A 19,933-nucleotide genomic window follows, 5' to 3' on the forward strand; every position below is an offset into this window, starting at 1 on the left:
TCGAGAAATCCTGAAACGGCTGTCGGGACGAGAGAGACGCTACCAGCAATGGCTTAATCACAACATCTCCAAATCAGTGGTCAGACGAGCGGTTGAGTTAAGTGCCTCAATTGCTATAGAAGACCTTACGGGAATTAGGGAAAGAACTAACCAGCAACCCAGAAGCAAGACGGAACGTAGACGCTCGAATTCATGGGCATTCTACCAACTGCGAATGTTCATTGAGTACAAAGCGCTTGGGGCAGGTGTTCAGGTTATCCCTATCTCCCCTCGCTACACCTCCCAAATGTGTCACAATTGCCTACACATTCACCCGGTAAAAGGAAAGTCTTACCGCAGTGGCAAGACTTTCAAATGTGTGCATTGTGGTTGGCATGGAGATGCCGACTTTAATGGAGCCAATAATATTGCACTTGTGGGGCTGTCTATAAACCAGCCTGGAGGCACGGGGTTATCGTGCAAGCTAAGCCGAACTATCGAGTATGTTCAGCTTAGCTTGTTCGATGACTTTAGGGCTACTAAAAACCCAGACCTCAGCTCTTAGCAGGTCTGGGTAGTTTATTCACGGCTAATCCGGTTCCCACCACAGCTATCCACAGTTCTAGGTTTTGCAGCTTTTCATCTAAAGTGCGTTGGCGAAGCCTGTTCCTTCGGAACGTATCGCGTTCTGCCTGATCTAAGTCTACGATACCCCGCACGGTTTCTAGCATTTGTCCGAATAACTCTTGTCCGGGTGACAGATAATTAATATCGGTTTGGATTTGCTGTTTCCAGACGTGACTCTGGCGCAGGAATTCGTCCCAGAATTGGGGTATAGTGCCAATTTGGGCGATATTGCCTTTTTTGGTGTCAAAGTTGGTAAGATTGGTTTCCATCGCCGTCTGGTGGGCGCGTAAGTCACGTAAGCATCGGGCGTATTTGAGGGCGGTGTGGGGGATAGTGATGTCGAGGTGGGGAGAATCGGGGGAGAGGGTGAGATCAATGGCGTAGGTGTCATTGAGGCGAAAGGGTTGGAGATTGGCGGTGATTTTGAAGCCATCGGCGGTGGAGATAGCGCCTAAATCGATATCTTGGGCGTGGGTAAGCCAGTACGTTTTTTGTCCGGGTTCGTTTTCGGGAATGTATTCGGTGTTGGTGTAGCAGATCAGGTGAGATTTCAGGGTATTGAGTCCAGGGAAATGTCCCAGATTAGTCAGATTATCCCATAATAGGGCGGCATCATCCGCCACGCGATCGGGGGCGTCGGTGAGGGTTTGACGCAGGTGGAAGGCGTAGAGGGTGAGGCTGAAGTTTTTCATTTATTGGTTATGGGTCTTATGTCCTTTGTCATTGGTCATTTGTTGATGGAAATTGCCGACATTTTCATTAGCCTATAATACAGAATATCTGTAGGGGTACGGCACTGCCGTACCCTGTTTAGCAGGTTTAATTGGAGATATCGCCCCTCACCCCCAGGTTGAGCTTAAGTTGACACCAATCCACGTCGGTGCGCCCCTACGGATATATTGAAAATTGTTGTTGGCAATATCCATCCGAAAACTATGATACTGTTGGCAATTCGTGTAATTTGTAGTTCTGTATGACGAGCAATACCCCAACGACAGACACAACTCCTAGTTTTATTTCCCCAGCAGTTACTCCCAAACCAGCCCAAGATACGCCTCCTATCAAACTTGGAATTATGGTATCGGGGAGTGGTACAAACTTTGAAGCCATCGCCCAAGCGATCGCAGATAGGCAACTCCATGCCCAAATTCAAGTGATGATCTACAATAATCCTGGCATAAAAGCCCTCGCCAGAGCCGAAAAATTTGGTATTCCCACCGTTCTCCATAATCACCGAGATTACAAAAAACGGGAAGCCCTCGATGCTCAAATCGCCCAGACATTGAAGCAATACCAAGTTGAACTTGTGGTTATGGCGGGTTGGATGAGAATTGTTACCCCAGTCTTGATTGATGCATTTCGCGATCGCATTCTCAACCTTCATCCTAGTCTCTTACCCAGTTTTAAAGGGATTCGCGCCGAAGCAGAAGCCTTAGCCGCTGGGGTCAAAATTACAGGTTGCACGGTTCACTTAGTTAGCCCAGAAGTCGATAGTGGACCCATTTTAATCCAAGCCGCCGTTCCCGTGCTTTCCAACGATACGCCAGAGACGCTACACGCCCGGATTCAAGTCCAGGAACATCGCATTTTACCCCAAGCGATCGCCCAGCTTGTAGTTGCGCTTGGGCGCTAAAAATCCCAGCATCGCCGACTATAAACCCAGGACTTACGCAGCCACTATATATTGGTTAAGGTGCGTTACGCTACGCTAACACACCCTACATATAGAGCTTTTGCGTAAGTCCTATAGCACTGAGCGCTTGTGTGTTTACACATTAGAAATGGAGGCTTTATCAGATGGATGTAAACACTCGTTTACATTTAATTAATCTTTAATCGGACACAGTATCGTCCACCTCACTGACTTGCCAGTCATTAGTGTTTCATTATTTCCCTGTGAATCACTAAAGTTTCTTGTCGGATTCCCTCGAATATATTTCTATATGTTTCGCGATGTAAAACATTTGTGACTAAAGTAGCGGTTTTCTATAAGGTAAATTTATATCAAAGTCATTAATGGAATTCCCCATTAGCTTCATCGACGCTTTATATTTGAGTTCAATAGAGCGCTCTAGAAAGCAAAAACCCCGACTTTTTCAAGAAGCCAGGGTTCTAAGGCTCTACGCTTCAACTTCTCGATGTCCCAACTTCCAAAAGAAACTAGACAGCCAATTAGTCGCCACATGAGCCACAATCGGAACCAGCAAATTCCCCGTACCGACAGCACTAACCCCTAGTAACACTCCCACAATCGTTGCCCAAACTACATAGGGCCACTGTTGGGAACCACTCAAATGTAAAATGCCAAACACCAAGCTAGAAATAATCACACCCAGGGCGTTCAAACCAATGGCGGGTAACATCACTCCCCGAAATAGCAACTCTTCACTCATACCCGGAAGTAACCCCAACCAAATCAGATCCGGTAATACCAACGGCTTTAAAACCAAGTTGAGGTAAACATCAGCACTTTTACGGTAAGCTGACCACAAACGATAGACCACACTACTCATCGCGGTAATTCCCACGCCTATACCTAATCCGATGAGTAATCCTTCTACAGTAAAGTCTAGGGATAACAGTGTCACCGACCCAAATTTCAGCCAGAGTTTAGCCACGACGAGTAAAACGATCGCGGTTATCCCCATAGCAACTAACACTTGGGTGCGGGTGAGGGGTTCAAAGTCAGGATGATCAGGAAGCTGTTTAGTCACTAATATATAGATAAGCTACGCATAGACGACAGGCAGGGACTCAGAGCATCGGTACTAATTCCAGCGCGATGGATCACTAACATACCCAGTGCCTCTACATACGAGTGTACTCGCACCGCTTTAATTGCTAAAGGTTCTGGAGGCACTTGCATGGAGGTTTGGTTATCCTCAACCGCAATAATTTGAGTCCGTAACTGACTTAAGCTTAGCAAGGCACTACCGCCACAGGCATTAGCGGGAATCACCACCGCATCCACATCCTCTGCCCAAATTGCTCCCGGTTGACGCCGCCTCACCTGAAATTGCGGGGCGCGACTTAATCCCACCAGCACACAGGGTAAAAACGTATAGCCTAATTCCTCGGCTGCCGATCGCGGCGACAAGTTCGGTTCTAGGGGAAGGGGCATTAATGCCGGGGCGTGGGCGCAAGGGATTTGGAAGGTTCGCACGATTAGGTGACTAATCACGGCTTCTGCACCTGCGAGAGGATCAACCCCTTGTCCCTGTCGGTATGCTTCTAGGGCTTCGCTTCCCAGATCATCAGGGAAACGAGCCACTACTGCGATCGCGTCTGCCTTTGCCTGTTGAATCAGTACCTCTGCCGATCGCAACAAACTATCCGGATTGCCTATTGTACCCCAACTCGCACCCGATGGTGCTATCCGCAGTTCCACATTTAAGGGGGCGTCGGTGATTACGTAGTCGGTCAGATTCAGTCCTAACGTAGCTCTGGTGGCATCAGCCGCTTGCAGGTGGCGCAAACGCAGATCCGGTTCAATCCCCTGGTCAAGAATTAATCCCACCCGATTTTGATGCACGGGTTGTAATCCCCAGCATCCAGCGGCAAATTTGTCAAGTCCATAGCCTTCGACATAGAGAGCGTTGGGCAAATTCCAATAGAGTTGGGCACCATTGAGGACATTGGGATGAGTAATTAGGCGATCGCAGACTTGGGCGATCGCTCTGGCGACGGGTAAAGCGTCTCCCGCATAGCCACCAATGGATGCGCCAATTCCTGTGGGAACGATTAAAACAACGGTGTAAGGACGCACAATAATTAAGGGGTGGACGGTTGAGAATCGGGATTTGTGACAATCGCTTCAACCTGAGCTTTTTGTTCCTGAGTATCCACAGATGTAACCGCCCAACGCAGGGGTTCTCCCTGTTTTTGCAGTTGTGTCTCAATCGCTTGATGGAGTTGTTTTGGGGACTCCTGGAGATCAATTTCAGCAGTAATGAAGTGAGTTGTCATTTTTTTGGTGGGTAAAGAACTGTAACCAAATCTCTATAGACATCTACGCAAACCTAATCAAAATGCATAGCTATAACCATCCTGGGGGGTGAATCGGTGTGCAGTAATCCAATCGGGTTGACCTCCTTTTCTTGTCGATAACGAACTCGCCGCGACCGTCTGACATTGGGCAAATCCTAGCGGTGAATGTCCCTTTGTACTTACCTTTAGGGACATCAGCCCGAACGATATCACCCGTACAGAACCCAAAGATGGGGCGCAAAGGGCGATGTTTAACTGGATAACCAAATTTATCGGTCTGACACCGTTGCCGCCCTCCCGTTCCGGTTGCTTTGACCTTCAGGATGCGATCGGTTAGCAGATGAAGCATTTCAGTAATACCTACACAGGCAGCATCTAACCAGTGAGTCTTAGGTAATCCCAATCGAACTCGGTTGTATTTGGTTTGCCCACCTGTACCTACACCAACTGATAAACCTGTCTCTTTGAGCCGATTAAATAATGCCCATCGGGTACTATTAACGGCCGATGCATCCTTTAAAGGTTGCTTGGCTTGAGTTAATATTCGCTTCAGTAAGTCTGGTTTTTTCTTGAGGAATTGCTCGATGGGTTTTATTCCTTTTTTGGTGTTGCACTTTTCACAAGCTAGGCACAAATTAGAGATGCGATTAGTCCCTCCTTTAGCTTTAGGGTGGATATGCTCAACCTGTAACGGCACATTTTCTGCACCGCAATACGCGCATTTTCTTCCCCATTTCTCCAATAAATACTCACGTACTTCATAACCCAATAAAGTACCTCGCTGGTATTCGCACCCGCTAATTTCAGGATGTAAGAGTGCTTGTGTATCAAACCGGACTAACTCCTGCCTGATTTCCTCAATCGGCGCAAATTTACACAACCGTTTTACCCAAGTTTCAGTCGTTAGAACTCGGTGCATCAAGCTTGGAGCCAGCCACCCCTGTGGGCGATTCCGGTTTAAGAAACGTGCTTTCCGGTAGCGAGTATTCCGGTTCCTGCGACCCCTCCTGACGGCTCGACGGGAATCAAGAGCCGATTTAATTAACTCACCCCGATGTTCTAACTCCATTCCCCAAATAACCTCGTCTTGGTCAGTAACAAGGGAGATGCCTGTCACCTTAGAACCCGGGTCGATCTTGAGAGTGAGCGGATGAATCATCGGATTTTCGACAACTCGCTTGAGAATCAGGGTAAACGGATAATGCCGAAACACGGCGGCTTTTCCGGAGTCCAATAACTTCCTTGCTTGTGCCGGATGAATTGGATTAAGCGGTATCTTATTGGCGTCAACAAGAAAAGCGTAATTTGACATCTTCTGTCATCCAATTAAGTAAAGTTTGCCTCGACAATGTTAGACGGGCTTTTTAAGGATTCAGCACTACAGCTATAAACCTGTTCACTGATTGCTTAACTGAATCCGATAGAGCATGATGCTGGCGTTCACATCAAGGTGTCATGACCCGTCTAACGTAGACTGCGGTGAGTCTTGGTCTGCACGTTCCGACTATGTACAGATATGCCTAGATCTGCATAGTTCTGTATAGGTTTTTCGGAACGGATGGTATCAACGGGAACCGATCGCAAGGGTTCTAAACTTTCTCATCCTCTGTATTTTGCCGAAACGGTTGTGTTACAGTACATACGTACTTTAGTAAGACTCCAGTTTTTCGGCAATATCAGCACCCAGTTCCAGAGGATTGATGTCCCTATCCGAAGATTGGTTATTGGAGGCGTCGCTCTCACTCAGGTTTGACTAATCATTTTTAGGCAAAAGTGCCAGGATTTGATCGACAAACTGTTGATGATCAACAACAGGTTTAGAGATATAACCATCAGCACCACTTTGCTTAAGGAAGGTTTCGCGATCGCCTTCCATAGCATTAGCCACGACTAATATAATGGGCAGATTGCTGGTTTGAGCATCCGCTTTCAGCATCTGGGTAATCTTGATGCCATCGACAGGCTTACCTTGGTAAACACTGTGAGCCAGGGAAACATCCATCAAGATAATATCTGCATCTCCCGCGTGGGCAATTTTCATGACCTCCTCTACATCTTCGGTTCCCTTGACATTCAAGCCACCCCGCTTCGTGAGAATTTTGGAAAAAACGCGAAGATTAATGGGATCGTCTTCTACAATCAGAACGGTTTTCATGGGCGTTGCATCAAGAAAGTCGTCTTTTCAACAAAAGTGCGATTTGATCATCAGTCTGACAGGGACTGGGCAATGTTGCCACAAAAAAAATCAAATTTTCATCTCGTTGTGGTTAGAAATTAGGACACAGAACTCATGGCAAAACAGTTGAATCTGCTGGCGACTGGTCAAGTTATTCCCACGCCCCTCCATGCAGAGATGCAACAGTCATATCTTGAATATGCCATGAGTGTCATCGTTGGGCGTGCCCTGCCAGACGTTTGCGACGGTCTAAAGCCCGTGCATCGGCGTATTTTGTATGCCATGTACGAATTGGGTTTAACCCCCGATAGACCCTACCGCAAGTGCGCTCGCGTAGTGGGTGATGTTTTGGGGAAATATCATCCCCATGGGGATCAGGCTGTATACGATGCTATGGTGCGCTTGATCCAAGACTTTTCCACTCGCTATCCGTTATTGGCGGGTCATGGCAATTTTGGGTCGGTGGATAACGACCCACCGGCTGCCATGCGTTACACAGAGACGCGGCTGTCTCCCATTAGTCATGAAGCCCTCCTATCAGAAATTGGCGAGGCAACCGTTGATTTTATCGATAATTTCGACGGCTCTCAACAAGAGCCTGTGGTTTTACCCGCTCAACTACCCATTTTACTGCTCAATGGTTGCTCTGGCATCGCGGTTGGCATGGCAACCAATATTCCGCCTCATAATCTGGGCGAAATTGTGGACGGGTTAATCGCCTTGATTGATCGCCCGGATCTGGCGGATGAAAAATTATGGAAATTAATTCCCGGACCCGATTTTCCCACGGGGGGTGAAATTATCGACACGTCGGGAATTCGGGATGCCTATCGCAGTGGACGCGGCATTATTCCGGTGCGGGGAATCGCCAAGGTAGAAGAGCTTCAAGTCGGTCGCACTCGCCGTCATCGCCGCACCGCAATCATTATCACAGAATTACCCTATCAAGTGAATAAAGCGGCTTGGATTGAAAAAATTGCCGATCTGGTCAACCATGGACGTTTAGACGGAATTGCCGATTTACGCGATGAGAGCGATCGCCAGGGGATGCGGGTGGTTGTGGAACTTAAACGGGATGCTCATCCCAGAGATGTTCTCAAACACCTCTACAAACAAACTCCCCTACAAAGTAACTTTGGCGCGATTATGCTGGCATTAGTCAACGGACAGCCCCGCCAGCTACCCCTACGGCAATGTCTGGAAGAATTTCTACGGTTCCGGGAACAAACCCTGACCCGGCAATATACCTATGAACTTGACCAGAAACGACAACGGCGTCATCTGGTGGAAGGATTATTGGTTTGCTTAAATCAACTCACTCGCGTGATTGAAATCCTCACCCATGCGCCTGATGGCACAACCGCCAAGACTCGGTTTCAAGACCAGTTAAACCTGAGTGAGAGTCAAGCTGATGCTATCCTCGCCATGCCGATGCGCCGCCTCACGGGGTTAGAACGGCAAAAACTCCAGACCGAATTTGAGGAACTCACAGCCCGCATTGAAACCCTCCAGGAATTACTCAGTAGCCGACATGAATTACTCAAAACCCTGAAAAAAGAGTTGCGATCGCTCAAACGGAAATACGCTGATCCGCGTCGCACCAAGATCCGCTCACCGCAATCGCTTAAAGAACCAAAACAACCCAAATCAGAAAAACAAACCCGCAAGAAAACCAAAACCTCAGACAACCCGAAAACCTCGACCTCAAAATCTCCATCGCCGAGTCTGATTGACACGGAAGTCGAACAAACGGTTCTGGAGTTTACGTATCAAGGAAACGTACAACGCCTACGTTCTGCCCCTGATCCCAAATCTAAACCCTCGATCAAAGATGGGAACGATTTTGTGATTCAAACGCAGCAAACCACCACGGCGTCAGAATTTGCCACCCTCACCAGTGGAGGCAAAGCCTACCCCTTGAAAGTGCAAGATATCCCACCCGCTGCAGGGCGTAAGCAAGGCATCCCCTTGACTCGTCTCCTCCCTGATGCGGCTCAATCCGAAACCGTTATTGCCCATTTTCGACCCCAAGAACTTACCGAGTCTCTCAGCCTAATTTTGCTCACCCAACAGGGACGAGTGAAGCGTCTACCTGCGACAGAGTTACTTAACCTAACGGCACGGGGTTTAACCACGGTTAAACTCAAAGAGGAGGATGTGCTGGCGTATGTTACCATAGCTCAATCCACTGATGATCTGATTATCGCTACCAGTAACGGGCGCTTATTACGCTTTGAAATTAACGACCAAAATTTGCCGATTATGGGTCGTACAGCCCAAGGAAATCAAGCGTTGCGACTGCGGCGTCGGGAGGAATTAGTGGGATGTGTCGCGATCGCGCCCAACCAGAATCTGTTACTGGTGTCTGAGCAAGGCTATGGCAAACGCCTAGGACTCAATGTAGTCCGGCGCATCAAACGGGGTGAACTTGGCACTCAAGCCCTTCAATTTAAAACCTCAACGGATCGATTGATGGGAGTCATCAATGCCTCTCAAACCGAGACGGCTGTGTTGCTCACCAGCGACGAGCGAGTCATGACGGTATCGTTAAAATCTGTAAAGTTGTCAGGAAAAGATGGGTGTGGCGATCGCTTGGTTAAACTCAAGTCAGATGAAACAATTATTGCTGTTACAGCAATCCTCCCGTAATTAAGTAAGGGCACGGCAGTGCCATGCCCCTACTTTTCGATTCACTGAATATGCTATTTAATCCCTATTTATTTGAAAATTCCCCGGATCTAAAGACATCCTTAGGGTTGTCCAGGATTTTTATTGATAAAAACTCAAGCCCCTCCAACCTGAAAACTTTTCGATCCACTGACTATGGCTTTATAGTGAAGGGTAAGTCTTGTAACTGATTTCCGTCTGTTTCCGTGATAAATGTACTGTAGGAATTGCGGGAACCTAGGGAATGATACACACAGAAATGTAACAGAAGCGGTAGTTCAACCATGACCGATCCAAAACGACCTCCGAGTGCGCCACCCCCTCCACCCCGCGTTCCTCCAGCGCCACCGCCACCGCCAAGAGGAGGAGCGTCTCGGAAAGCGCCGCCAGGGGCAACCCAAGCGATGCCCTCTAAAACGATGCCGATGCCGCCCAAAGCGGGTCAGTCCGCATCAGATCCTACCGCCGTTAAAACAGCACCTAGTTCTCGTCAAGCTTCACCCGGCGTTAAATCCCGGACGCCAGCGGAAGGTGGGGGACTTTCTCCCGGACAACCCACATTAAACCAACTGATTCGGGAAGCGTATGACAAGGGATTTTCCGATGTTCACGTTGGTGTCGGTGAAGTGCCTCGGATGCGAAACCGAGGGGAAATGGAACGGACAGAATATCCTGTAACCGATAAACCCACGTTTATGAGTTGGTTGCGGGAAATTCTCACCGATGAAGAAATTCGTCGCTTCCAAAACGAACTCGAATTTGATGGTGCAGCGCAGTATGACTTTGCCCGGGTGCGGATTAATATCTTCGACTCCCTGACAGGACCTGCCATAGTCATGCGCTTGATTCCCCTGAAGATTTTGACGATGGAACAGTTGCGACTTCCCGCAGTTCTCAGGGATGTCTGTAATTATCACAAGGGTTTAATTCTGGTTACCGGTCCCACAGGTTCAGGTAAGTCAACGACGCTAGCGGCAATGATTGACTACATGAACAAGGAGATGCCGAAGCATATCATTACGATTGAAGACCCGATTGAATTTGTTCACAAAAGCCAAAAAGCCCTAATTAAACAGCGGGAAGTCGGCGCTCATACCCTCCAGTTTGACAATGCTTTAAAAGCCTCCTTGCGGGAAGATCCGGATGTGATTCTGGTGGGGGAAATGCGAGATAGGGGAACCGTTAACACAGCCCTGAAAGCGGCTCAGACGGGTCACTTGGTTATGGGAACGCTGCACACGAATAGTGCGGTGAAAACTATTGAACGGATTCTCAATCTTTATAATCCAGAAGAACAACACGCCATCCGCGTCGCTTTTGCTGAATCAATGGTGGCAATCATTGCCCAAGGGTTATGTCGCACCACTGATGGCAAACGTGCCGCCTTCCACGACATTCTGATTAATACAGAAGCGATTCGGGATTATATCCGCAAGGGTGAATATGAGGAAGTTCACGAACTGATGGCGGCTAATGAATTTGACGGCATGATGACGATGAATAAGTCCTTGTTTAACCTTTATCAGGAAGGACGTATCACCGAAGAAACTGCCCTAGAAATGTCGCCGACTCAAAACGAAATGGCGATGATGTTACGGGGTCGTGTTTAATTATCATTTGCCATTTATCATTTGGCATTTGTTATATGTCAGGACAAGGCAGGGGAAAGCAACTCTCATCTTCTTATCCGCTGCCTTTAGCTGCCAATAATTTAAAATCAACAATCAACAATGAACGAGATTCAACGCTCGTTTTCTCAGTTATTTAAGGGTATTGCCCTGTTTACACCAGGGGGAGATTTAATTTATGGCATTGATCCTAGTAAACAAGAGCATTGGCATTTGCATCTGTGTGCGAGTTTGCAAGAAATGCTCGGATTACCGGAACCGCCCCATTTTTTAGTGCCGGGATATACTGGCACAATTGATCGCTGGCTCGATCCTTATACCCAACAGATGCGAACGTCAGCGGAACTTTATCCGCCCATCCAGCACCATCAGGCATTGCTGAATGCTGTGTTTGGTGTCACGAACGTGGTGTGGCAAGTTGCGCCTTGGCGGGAAGAGTGCTGTGATCCAATAGTTTTGGAGACATATCGCGATCGCTTTCCCCAACTGTGGCAAGATCATGATTTGATTATCCGTTGCGATCGCCCGGATGAATGTATAGAACAGTTGTCTGATGCTAATCCTAGGCATGAGCACGATTCAAGTCTGATTCAATCTCCCCAGAGTTATGTCTTGCGCTTATTTGTATCTGGACACAGTGGATCAACTGAACATATCCTGAAAAAACTACATCAGTTACTCGAGCAATCCCTACAACATCCTTACACTCTAAAAGTGATTGATGTATTTAAACATCCTGAACAAGCGGAAGCCAATCAAATTTCAGCCACTCCCACACTGCTGAGAGTTTGCCCCCCCCCTGTCCGACGTATTGTTGGAGATTTGAACAACTTGGAAAGTCTTTTACTTGTACTTATTGCTCCAGAAGCTCAACTATAAAAACTGAATTTTGTGTAAGAGAAACATAGTTAAGCTAATTCAAAATACGTTCTTTGTTTTTACTTTTATTGATTAAACTGAAGTTGACCCAGATTTAAAATTAGCCACTTGAGGAGTGCGTCCCTTTAAACCTGTCATTAATTGCAGAGCATAACATCTAACTGGATACAGATGACGCAACATCCATAATCCTAGGCGACGTAGGGTAACAATTGGCAACCACTTATTAGAAAACATTCGATCCAGGAAATCAGTAAAGCCTAAAATGACCAGATTTTCGCGTTTGCGCCACTGTTCGTAGCGCTTGAGTATGCGTTCGTCTCCAATATCTTCACCCTGTTGATAGGCGTCTTGGATGACTTGGGCAAGGGCGGCGGCGTCTCGGATGCCCATATTTAGCCCTTGTCCACCTACAGGATGACAACAATGGGCGGCGTCACCAATCAGGGCGAGGCGGTGTTGAGTGTAGCGATCGCTTTGCATTAGCTGTACGGGAAAGAGGATGCGATCGCTATCTAATTCTAAATGCCCTAAAAGCCCGCCTGTGCGATATTCTAGGAGTTCGAGGAATTCCTTTTCATTTAAGTCTTTTAACTGGTGGGCTTCGGCGTGAGGGGCTGTCCACACCACCTGACAGCGATTTTCGGCGAGGGGGAGTACCCCCATCGGACCACTTTCCCAGAAACGTTCAAAGGCGGTATCGTTATGGGATTTCTCAGTTTTAATCCGGGCGGTGACGCAGGATTGCCAATATTTCCAGCCTTTTGTTCCGATTCCGGCGGTTGTACGAATACGCGATCGCGAACCATCAGCGGCGACAACTAAGCGCGATCGCAGAGTCTGAGGGTTTTCATCCACGTTTACCGTAACCTCTACCCCAGAGGCTTGATACTCAACCTCCACCACTTCCCCTGGAGACAACCAGCTTACATTTGGGCAATCTGCCAAAAACTCATACAGCGACGTAAGCAGAGGACGATGTTCGCCCACATACCCCAAATCCTGCGTACCTAAATCGGTGGGGTGAAATTGCACGAATTTAGGATAATCGCCATCACAGAGGCGAATTTGACGATAAGTCGCAATTTGCGGCTGAATCGTCTCCCAAACCCCAATTCCTTGGAAAATGCGTCCAGAAAGCAGCGAGAGGGCGTAAGCTTGCCGTCTGGCTACGGCGACTGACTGAGGTTTTGCCTCAATTAATCCAATCCGTAACCCGGACTTTTTCAACGCACAGGCGAAGGTTGCGCCGACAATACCGCCGCCAACGATGACCAAATCGTAGTCAAAGGTTTGATTGTATGCCTGTTCTTGCGCCATTTTCAGAGAATGTATCGAAATGATAAGCATTTTTACTTTTCTTCATTTTGACGCGGATAGCTGAAGAGGGCAAGTTGCGGGTGCATTTGTAGGGGCGGGTTTCACCATTATCGTTTCGGTTGCACCCATAAATGACTAAACCCGCCCCTACTTTTAAGTTCACATTTAAATCATACCGGATGTGAACGAATAAGTTTACATTTACTCCGTCATGTTCCTCTGACACGATTAGAGGCATGGGAAGAGCAGGACAAGCCCTAAAGCAGGCACTAAAAACCTACGGAATCAGCCAGAATAAATTGGCGGTGACATTAGGCATTGAGCGCACCATCGTCAATCGTTGGTTTCATGAACGCGCAGATCCCACGGCTGAGACGGTAGCAGATATCGTAAAAGCGCTGAAGGATATTAATCCAGCCGCCGCTGAAACATTTGTCGAATTATATTTAGGTGAATTGATTAAGAATGAAGATGAGGAGTAAGAGCAATACCTGTACGGATAAGAATGTCATTGACAGGGAAAAGCGATCGCACACCTCCCTTACTCATCAATTACCGCCGTGCGGTCAAGCAATAGCAGCGATCGCAACTGATCGGTATCCATATCCGTGACCCAGTTTTCACCCGCTTCTACCGTCTGTTCTGCCAACTGCTTCTTACTTTCAATCATGTCATTAATCCGTTCTTCCAGCGTTCCCGTACAGACAAACTTATGCACCTGTACATTGCGAGTTTGACCAATTCTAAACGCCCGATCAGTCGCCTGATTCTCCACCGCCGGATTCCACCAGCGATCAATATGGAAAACATGATTCGCCCGCGTCAGATTTAGTCCCGTTCCTCCCGCTTTTAAGGATAAAATCAGAATCGGGGGTCCTTCGGGGTCATTTTGGAAACGGTCAATCATTTCCTCTCGTTGATTCTTGCGGGTTGCGCCATAGAGGAACAAGATTTCCTGATCAAATTGTTTCGCTAAGTAGGGTTTTAACAGCTTACCCCATTCCGCAAATTGGGTGAAAATTAACGCGCGATCGCCTTCCGAAATGGCTTCCTCTAACATTTCCTGTAACCGCAGTAATTTCCCAGAACGCTTGGCGTCTTTTAAGGATTTCTCTTTTAATAACTGAGCGGGATGATTACAAACTTGTTTGAGTCGCATCAGCAAGGTTAAAATTAACCCTTTGCGCTTAATTCCCTCTGCCGCTTCAATTTCAACTAATGATTCATCCACCAATTTCTGATACAGGGTTGCCTGTTCTGCGGCGAGTCCACAGAATACTGTCATCTCCTGTTTTTCCGGTAAATCCTGAATAATGGTTTTATCAGTTTTCAAACGGCGCAGAATAAACGGTTGCACCAGCGATCGCAAGGTTTGCAATGAATTCCTGTCGCCAAACTTCTCAATTGGCATAGCAAACCGTCGTTGAAAAAATTGGCGATCGCCTAAATATTGAGGATTGAGAAAATCTAAAATTGACCACAATTCCGATAAGCGGTTCTCCACAGGAGTCCCCGTTAAGGCAATGCGAAATTCTGTTGACAGTTTCCGCACGGCTTGGGACTGTTTTGCCCCTGAATTTTTGATATTCTGTGCTTCATCTAATACGACACCTTGCCAAGATACTGATTCTAGGGTTGTAGCATCTCGATACACTAATGGATAACTGGTAATTACTAAATCCTTGGTTTTCACTGCTTTGGCAAATGTCTTGCCTTTTGAGCGTTTATCGCCATGATGGACGATGGATTTAAGCGTCGGGGCAAATTTTTTCACTTCCCGTTCCCAGTTTCCGAGTACGGATGTGGGACAGACTAATAATGTGGGCGATTCTAGAACATCTTGTTCTTTTAAATAAAGCATAAAAGCAATAAACTGAATGGTTTTACCCAATCCCATATCGTCAGCTAAACAAGCCCCTAATCCCCAGCGTTCTAAAAAGGCTAACCAACTGGCGCCTCGGAGTTGATACGGGCGTAATGTGCCGTTAAAGTCTTGGGGAACGTCAATGGGTTCAATGGTGCGATTTCCGGTTAAATTGGTGATTAATTCTTGCAACGCTCCGGAGGCTTCAAAGTGAACAACGGGCAGTTTTCCTAATGTTTTGGTGTCGCCTGTTGCCAGTCGCACGGCGTCTTCTACGGACAAACTCATATCGTCTTTTGAAGCGGTTAAGATAGTTTGCGCCGCCCGCGCATCGGCAGGTTGTAGGGCAATCCATTCGCCATTAACTTCCACTAAGGGGGATTTGAGGGACATCAAGCGTTGGAATTCAGATTTGGAGAGTTTGGTATCACCAATCGCCAAATCCCATTTAAATTTCAGCAGGCTTTGTAACCCTAACCGTTCGTCTTTTTTGGATTTGGGTGCTTCTGCGGTAATACTAATGCCGAGGCGTTTTTTCCCTGATCCGGGGGCTAATCCTGGGGGTAAGATAATGCCCAAGCCGCTGTCTTGCAGTCGCCATGCGCTGGCTTTGATAAATTCATACACTTGGACGGGATTGAGTTCACAAAACCGGGGACAGCGTTCGTGTAAGCTGGCTTCTAAGGGGGGATAGAGACGAGATGCTAATCCTAATCCTTTGAGTAAGGTTTCTTGAGGCTGTTCAATGGTTCGCTCGTGATAGTCTAATTGTTCGACAGGATGCCGCCAAATCGTTTTGGCATCGACTAATAAGTCTGCCTCATCCATGGCTTGCAAGCAAAAGTCAAGTCGCCAGTTGGCTTCATCGGGTTCTGGCGGTTGCAAGACTAAGCAGGTGCGGAAGAGATTTTGGGTTAAGCCTTGGGTGGTGGGAGTAACTAGGTGCTGTTGGATAGAGGTTGTCCAAGTGGAGAGTGCTGTACCTAAACGCGCGATCGCCATCGGTTCAACGTCTAGGTTCTCCTTGGCGCTACAGAGGGCTTGCAGCCATTCGGGGATGGGTGAGGTAGCGGTTGGGGGTGATAGTGATTCAACCCAATTTTGTACCTGAGTATCAATGGCGTGTCTTAAAAAGTTGAGGATTAGGGATTGGGGATGTTGTGATTGTAGAGACGCGCCATGGCGCGTCTCTACATTGCCGTCATACGCTTGACACGCTAAGGGCATAGATTGGGTAAACTCGGCTAATCGGGTTTGATCCGTGGCACTATCGAGGAGGGGTTGCCAGTAGGCGATCGCTTCACCGTCGGGTTGGCTATATAGTCCAGGTAAAAATTTACACCGAGTTAGTAAGTCTAAACTCCAGCGATAGACATGAGTCCAAAATCGTAAATCCGATCCGACGTAATTATCGGCAATATTGAATCTCCCTAAGGGCAGAGATTGCAGAAAGGGTAAAGCGGTTGAAGGGGTGAGACGGTAGCCTGTAACCTGCCATTGGTGCAGTTCCAGGGATGAAGAGTCCTCTGTCGGGAGTTGGGCGGAGAGAATTGGGTAGGCTGGTGTTTTAGCACCTGCGGGGTGAGTGGGTAAGACAAAAACCTGGCTTTGCCAGGAGGCGATCGCACTCTCTGTATCTCTGTCGCTTTTTCCGGTTCCAGATTCGGGAAGGGTTAAACCGCGATCGCGTAAAAACTCACTTAACTCTGTCTGCGTCATGGCAAAGGGATGGGGAAAAATATCCGAGTTGGCAGCAGAGTCAACAGATGCTAAAGGACGCCACTGTTCTCCCCAAATAAATAAATAACTATCAGATTCGCCAGTAATCCAACTACCATGTAAAATTGCCATGTTTATAGAAAAATGAAAATGTCTGACTAGCGAAGCGAAGGCTCAACACTCAACACTTGATCGGGGCGGGTTTTGAACAAAAGTTATCGTCAACAGCGCCAATAAATTCCCTAAACCCGCCCCTACACACTCAAATCCCTTCTCAAAGCATCATTATTCCATAAGTGCTAGGATTGCGACAGAGAAAAAAACATGATAAAGAGAGAAGGGTAACGAACCAAATGGTAGAGTTAGACAAATCAATATCCTTTGATGGACGGGATATTCGGCTAAGAGCCGGTCTACTAGCACCCCAAGCTGGGGGATCTGTACTAATTGAATCAGGAGATACAGCGGTTTTAGTCACGGCGACTCGCTCAGCGGGTCGAGAAGGCATCGATTTTCTCCCCTTATTAGTTGACTACGAAGAAAGACTTTATGCAGCCGGTCGAATTCCGGGTGGGTTTCTGCGCCGAGAAGGGCGTCCTCCGGAAAAAGTAACACTCACCAGCCGTCTGATTGACCGCCCGTTGCGCCCCTTGTTTCCCAGTTGGCTACGGGATGATATTCAGATTGTAGCCACAACCTTGTCCATGGATGAACAAGTGCCACCGGATGTGTTGGCGGTAACTGGGGCATCAGTAGCGGTACTGCAAGCCCAAATCCCATTCTATGGTCCGATGGCAGCAGTACGGGTGGGGCTAGTTGGAGATGATTTCATTATTAATCCAACTTACCGCGAAATCGACAATGGTGATCTAGATTTGGTGGTGGCGGGTTCTCCCCAAGGTGTGATTATGGTGGAAGCCGGGGCGAATCAACTGCCAGAACTGGATATTATTGAGGCGATTGAATTTGGCTATGAAGCCGTACAGGATTTAATTGCGGCTCAGGAAAACCTGCTCAAGGAGTTGGGGATTGAGATTATCCAAGCCGAACCGCCAGAAACCCCATCGGAACTGGAAGATTTTATCCGCGATCGCGCGACGAAATCGATAAAGAAAGTCTTGTCTCAGTTTGACTTAGATAAGCATGGTCGCGATCAAGCCTTGGATGAAATCAAGGAAAATGAAATTCTGGCTCCCATCGCTGAACGTCCAGAGGATGATCCCCTGCGCGTGGCGGCGGCTGATAATCAACTGCTCAGCCGTGTGTTCAAAAGCTTAACCAAGAAGCTGATGCGATCGCAAATTGTCGAGGATGGCGTGCGCGTGGATGGGCGTAAACTGGATGAGGTACGTCCGGTGTCGTGTCAGGTGGGTCTATTGCCCTCTCGTGTTCATGGGAGTGGTTTATTTAATCGAGGCTTGACTCAAGTGCTATCTACGGTGACGCTGGGAACGCCTGGGGATGCTCAAATGTTGGATGATCTGAATCCCGAAGAAGAGAAGCGTTACCTGCACCACTATAACTTCCCGCCCTTTTCCGTGGGGGAAACTAAACCCATGCGATCGCCGGGACGCCGGGAAATCGGTCACGGGGCGTTAGCGGAACGGGCGATTATGCCCATATTACCGCCGCAAAATGCCTTTCCTTATGTAATTCGGGTGGTATCGGAGGTGCTTTCCTCCAATGGTTCAACCTCCATGGGTTCGGTTTGTGGATCGACTCTAGCCTTAATGGATGCAGGGGTGCCGATTACCAAGCCTGTCAGTGGTGCGGCGATGGGATTGATTAAAGAAGGCGATCAAGTCCGGATTCTCACCGATATTCAAGGAATTGAAGACTTTTTAGGCGACATGGACTTCAAAGTCGCGGGAACGGATAGCGGGATTACTGCCTTACAAATGGACATGAAAATCACCGGGCTGCCCATGGAAACCGTTGCTAAAGCGATTGAACAAGCCAAACCAGCGCGACTGCATATTTTAGAAAAGATGCTGGCGACAATTGACAAACCGCGTCCTGATTTGTCTGCCTTTGCCCCACGCTTACTGACGATGAAGATTGATCCGGACTTAATTGGCTTAGTAATTGGTCCTGGCGGTAAGACGATTAAAGGGATTACGGAACAAACCGGTGCCAAAGTCGATATTGATGATGATGGCACGATTACCGTTTCTGCGGTTGAAGGGGAAAAAGCAAAGAAAGCGATTACCCTAATTCAAGGCATGACCCGTCGCTTAGAAGAAGGGGATGTTTATGCAGGGCGCGTCACTCGAATTATTCCCATTGGCGCCTTTGTGGAAGTGTTACCTGGGAAAGAGGGAATGATTCACATTTCCCAACTGGCAGATTATCGTGTCGGTAAGGTAGAAGATGAGGTTGCTGTTGGCGATGAAGTGATTGTGAAAGTTCGCGAAATTGACAACAAAGGTCGGATTAATCTGACTCGTTTGGGAATTCATCCCGATGAAGCAGCCGCAGCGCGTGCAGCAGCGACAACTTAGAGAGTTTTGGAGTTAGCTGAACGTTAAAATCAATTGCCCTTAGATGGGTTGATTGAATAGGGATTTTGGATTAGGACTCTAATCTTAAATCCCCTAGTTTTATTTTTGATGAAGACGGAAGGAAAAAAGGATTTGTCTCACCAACTAAGCTAATCGCCGATACCATCACAGAGAGTGCGATCGCTTTCTCTCAGGTTTGGGTTATATTTCAGATAATTATGCACCCAATTACACCCCTTTACCAGTAAGTCATCTAAATCCAGATTCCACAGTTTAATTTTATTATCGTCACTTCCAGAGGCTAAGGTTTTCCCATCGGGGCTAAAACTTACACTAAAGACCAATGAATCATGTTCTTCTAAGCTGTTGTATTGCCTCACAGTATTAACTGCCTGCCTGAGTACATTTGCAACTTGTATTTCTGTCGCATAATCAAGCTGTTTCTCAGATACAGCGCTTTGCGCTATATCATAGTACAATTGATGAACAGAGATTAAGGCGTTGGATAGCCAATGAAAGCATATTCAGTAGATTTCAGAGAAAAAATAGTCAAAGCTCATTTAGTAGAAAAAAGCTCAATTAGACA

General features: G+C 47.5%; 15 protein-coding genes and 2 pseudogenes. 8 read left to right on the forward strand and 9 right to left on the reverse strand.

The genetic code is table 11. The annotated features are described in order from the left end of the window. A partial coding sequence (locus RIG27_RS03165; protein WP_446342361.1) for an RNA-guided endonuclease TnpB family protein occupies positions 1 to 544 on the forward strand: 544 nt, incomplete at its 5' end. On the opposite strand, the gene RIG27_RS03170 is transcribed toward RIG27_RS03165, so the two are convergent. Next, a complete protein-coding gene (locus RIG27_RS03170) occupies positions 534 to 1,298 on the reverse strand; it encodes a hypothetical protein (RefSeq protein ID WP_446342363.1) in 765 nt (254 codons plus the stop codon). The genes RIG27_RS03165 and RIG27_RS03170 overlap by 11 nt on opposite strands. Before the next feature lie 281 nt (positions 1,299 to 1,579). Here RIG27_RS03170 and purN point away from each other — a divergent pair, with 281 nt between their 5' ends. Beyond that, positions 1,580 to 2,239: a phosphoribosylglycinamide formyltransferase gene (gene purN, locus RIG27_RS03175; protein WP_446342365.1), complete on the forward strand. Its 660-nt coding sequence runs from the start codon at positions 1,580 to 1,582 to the stop codon at positions 2,237 to 2,239. Between the two features lie 487 nt (positions 2,240 to 2,726). Here the strand turns inward: purN and RIG27_RS03180 are convergent, their stop codons facing one another. From RIG27_RS03180 to iscB, 4 genes and pseudogenes are all read right to left on the reverse strand, one after another. Then, on the reverse strand, positions 2,727 to 3,320 hold the full coding sequence (locus RIG27_RS03180) for a CPBP family intramembrane glutamic endopeptidase (RefSeq protein ID WP_446342367.1): 594 nt from the start codon (positions 3,318 to 3,320) through the stop codon (positions 2,727 to 2,729). Next, positions 3,320 to 4,378, reverse strand: a complete 1,059-nt coding sequence (locus RIG27_RS03185) for a DUF3326 domain-containing protein (protein WP_446342388.1) — start codon at positions 4,376 to 4,378, stop codon at positions 3,320 to 3,322. Before RIG27_RS03185 ends, RIG27_RS03180 begins: the two co-directional genes overlap by 1 nt. Continuing rightward, positions 4,378 to 4,572 (reverse strand): hypothetical protein, encoded by a 195-nt coding sequence (locus tag RIG27_RS03190; protein ID WP_446342369.1) that lies wholly within the window; start codon positions 4,570 to 4,572, stop codon positions 4,378 to 4,380. Before RIG27_RS03190 ends, RIG27_RS03185 begins: the two co-directional genes overlap by 1 nt. 57 nt (positions 4,573 to 4,629) lie before the next feature. Beyond that, positions 4,630 to 5,905, reverse strand: a pseudogene (gene iscB / locus RIG27_RS03195) (RNA-guided endonuclease IscB). A gap of 246 nt (positions 5,906 to 6,151) precedes the next feature. On the opposite strand from iscB, the gene RIG27_RS03200 reads away from it, so the two are divergent. After that, positions 6,152 to 6,346 (forward strand): hypothetical protein, encoded by a 195-nt coding sequence (locus RIG27_RS03200; protein ID WP_446342371.1) that lies wholly within the window; start codon positions 6,152 to 6,154, stop codon positions 6,344 to 6,346. Here RIG27_RS03200 and RIG27_RS03205 read toward each other — a convergent pair whose 3' ends face one another. Beyond that, complete coding sequence (locus RIG27_RS03205) at positions 6,347 to 6,748, reverse strand: response regulator (RefSeq protein WP_446342373.1); 402 nt, start codon at positions 6,746 to 6,748, stop codon at positions 6,347 to 6,349. Positions 6,749 to 6,883: 135 nt separating this feature from the next. On the opposite strand from RIG27_RS03205, the gene RIG27_RS03210 reads away from it, so the two are divergent. The 3 genes from RIG27_RS03210 (at position 6,884) to RIG27_RS03220 (ending at position 11,943) form a co-directional block, all read left to right on the forward strand. Beyond that, a complete protein-coding gene (locus RIG27_RS03210) occupies positions 6,884 to 9,418 on the forward strand; it encodes a DNA gyrase/topoisomerase IV subunit A (RefSeq protein ID WP_446342375.1) in 2,535 nt (844 codons plus the stop codon). A gap of 302 nt (positions 9,419 to 9,720) precedes the next feature. Continuing rightward, a complete protein-coding gene (locus RIG27_RS03215; protein WP_446342377.1) occupies positions 9,721 to 11,046 on the forward strand; it encodes a type IV pilus twitching motility protein PilT in 1,326 nt (441 codons plus the stop codon). Between the two features lie 120 nt (positions 11,047 to 11,166). Continuing rightward, entirely contained in the window at positions 11,167 to 11,943 is a 777-nt protein-coding gene (locus RIG27_RS03220) for a circadian clock KaiB family protein (RefSeq protein WP_446341005.1), read from the forward strand. A gap of 72 nt (positions 11,944 to 12,015) precedes the next feature. Here the strand turns inward: RIG27_RS03220 and RIG27_RS03225 are convergent, their stop codons facing one another. After that, positions 12,016 to 13,293: an FAD-dependent hydroxylase gene (locus RIG27_RS03225; protein ID WP_446342380.1), complete on the reverse strand. Its 1,278-nt coding sequence runs from the start codon at positions 13,291 to 13,293 to the stop codon at positions 12,016 to 12,018. Between the two features lie 206 nt (positions 13,294 to 13,499). Between RIG27_RS03225 and RIG27_RS03230 the strand changes: the two genes are divergently transcribed. Next, positions 13,500 to 13,745 (forward strand): helix-turn-helix domain-containing protein, encoded by a 246-nt coding sequence (locus tag RIG27_RS03230; protein ID WP_446342382.1) that lies wholly within the window; start codon positions 13,500 to 13,502, stop codon positions 13,743 to 13,745. 59 nt (positions 13,746 to 13,804) lie between these two features. Here the strand turns inward: RIG27_RS03230 and RIG27_RS03235 are convergent, their stop codons facing one another. Then, positions 13,805 to 16,978, reverse strand: a complete 3,174-nt coding sequence (locus tag RIG27_RS03235; RefSeq protein WP_446342384.1) for a DEAD/DEAH box helicase — start codon at positions 16,976 to 16,978, stop codon at positions 13,805 to 13,807. Positions 16,979 to 17,199: 221 nt separating this feature from the next. Here RIG27_RS03235 and RIG27_RS03240 point away from each other — a divergent pair, with 221 nt between their 5' ends. Next, on the forward strand, positions 17,200 to 19,347 hold the full coding sequence (locus tag RIG27_RS03240) for a polyribonucleotide nucleotidyltransferase (protein ID WP_446342386.1): 2,148 nt from the start codon (positions 17,200 to 17,202) through the stop codon (positions 19,345 to 19,347). A gap of 149 nt (positions 19,348 to 19,496) precedes the next feature. On the opposite strand, the pseudogene RIG27_RS03245 reads toward RIG27_RS03240, so the two are convergent. Further along, positions 19,497 to 19,712 (reverse strand): annotated as a pseudogene (locus tag RIG27_RS03245) (WD40 repeat domain-containing protein); the annotation flags it as partial. Positions 19,713 to 19,933: the final 221 nt, after the last annotated feature.

It is taken from the genome of Coleofasciculus sp. F4-SAH-05 (assembly GCF_040222985.1).
GTDB classification, from domain to species: domain Bacteria; phylum Cyanobacteriota; class Cyanobacteriia; order Cyanobacteriales; family Coleofasciculaceae; genus Coleofasciculus; species Coleofasciculus chthonoplastes.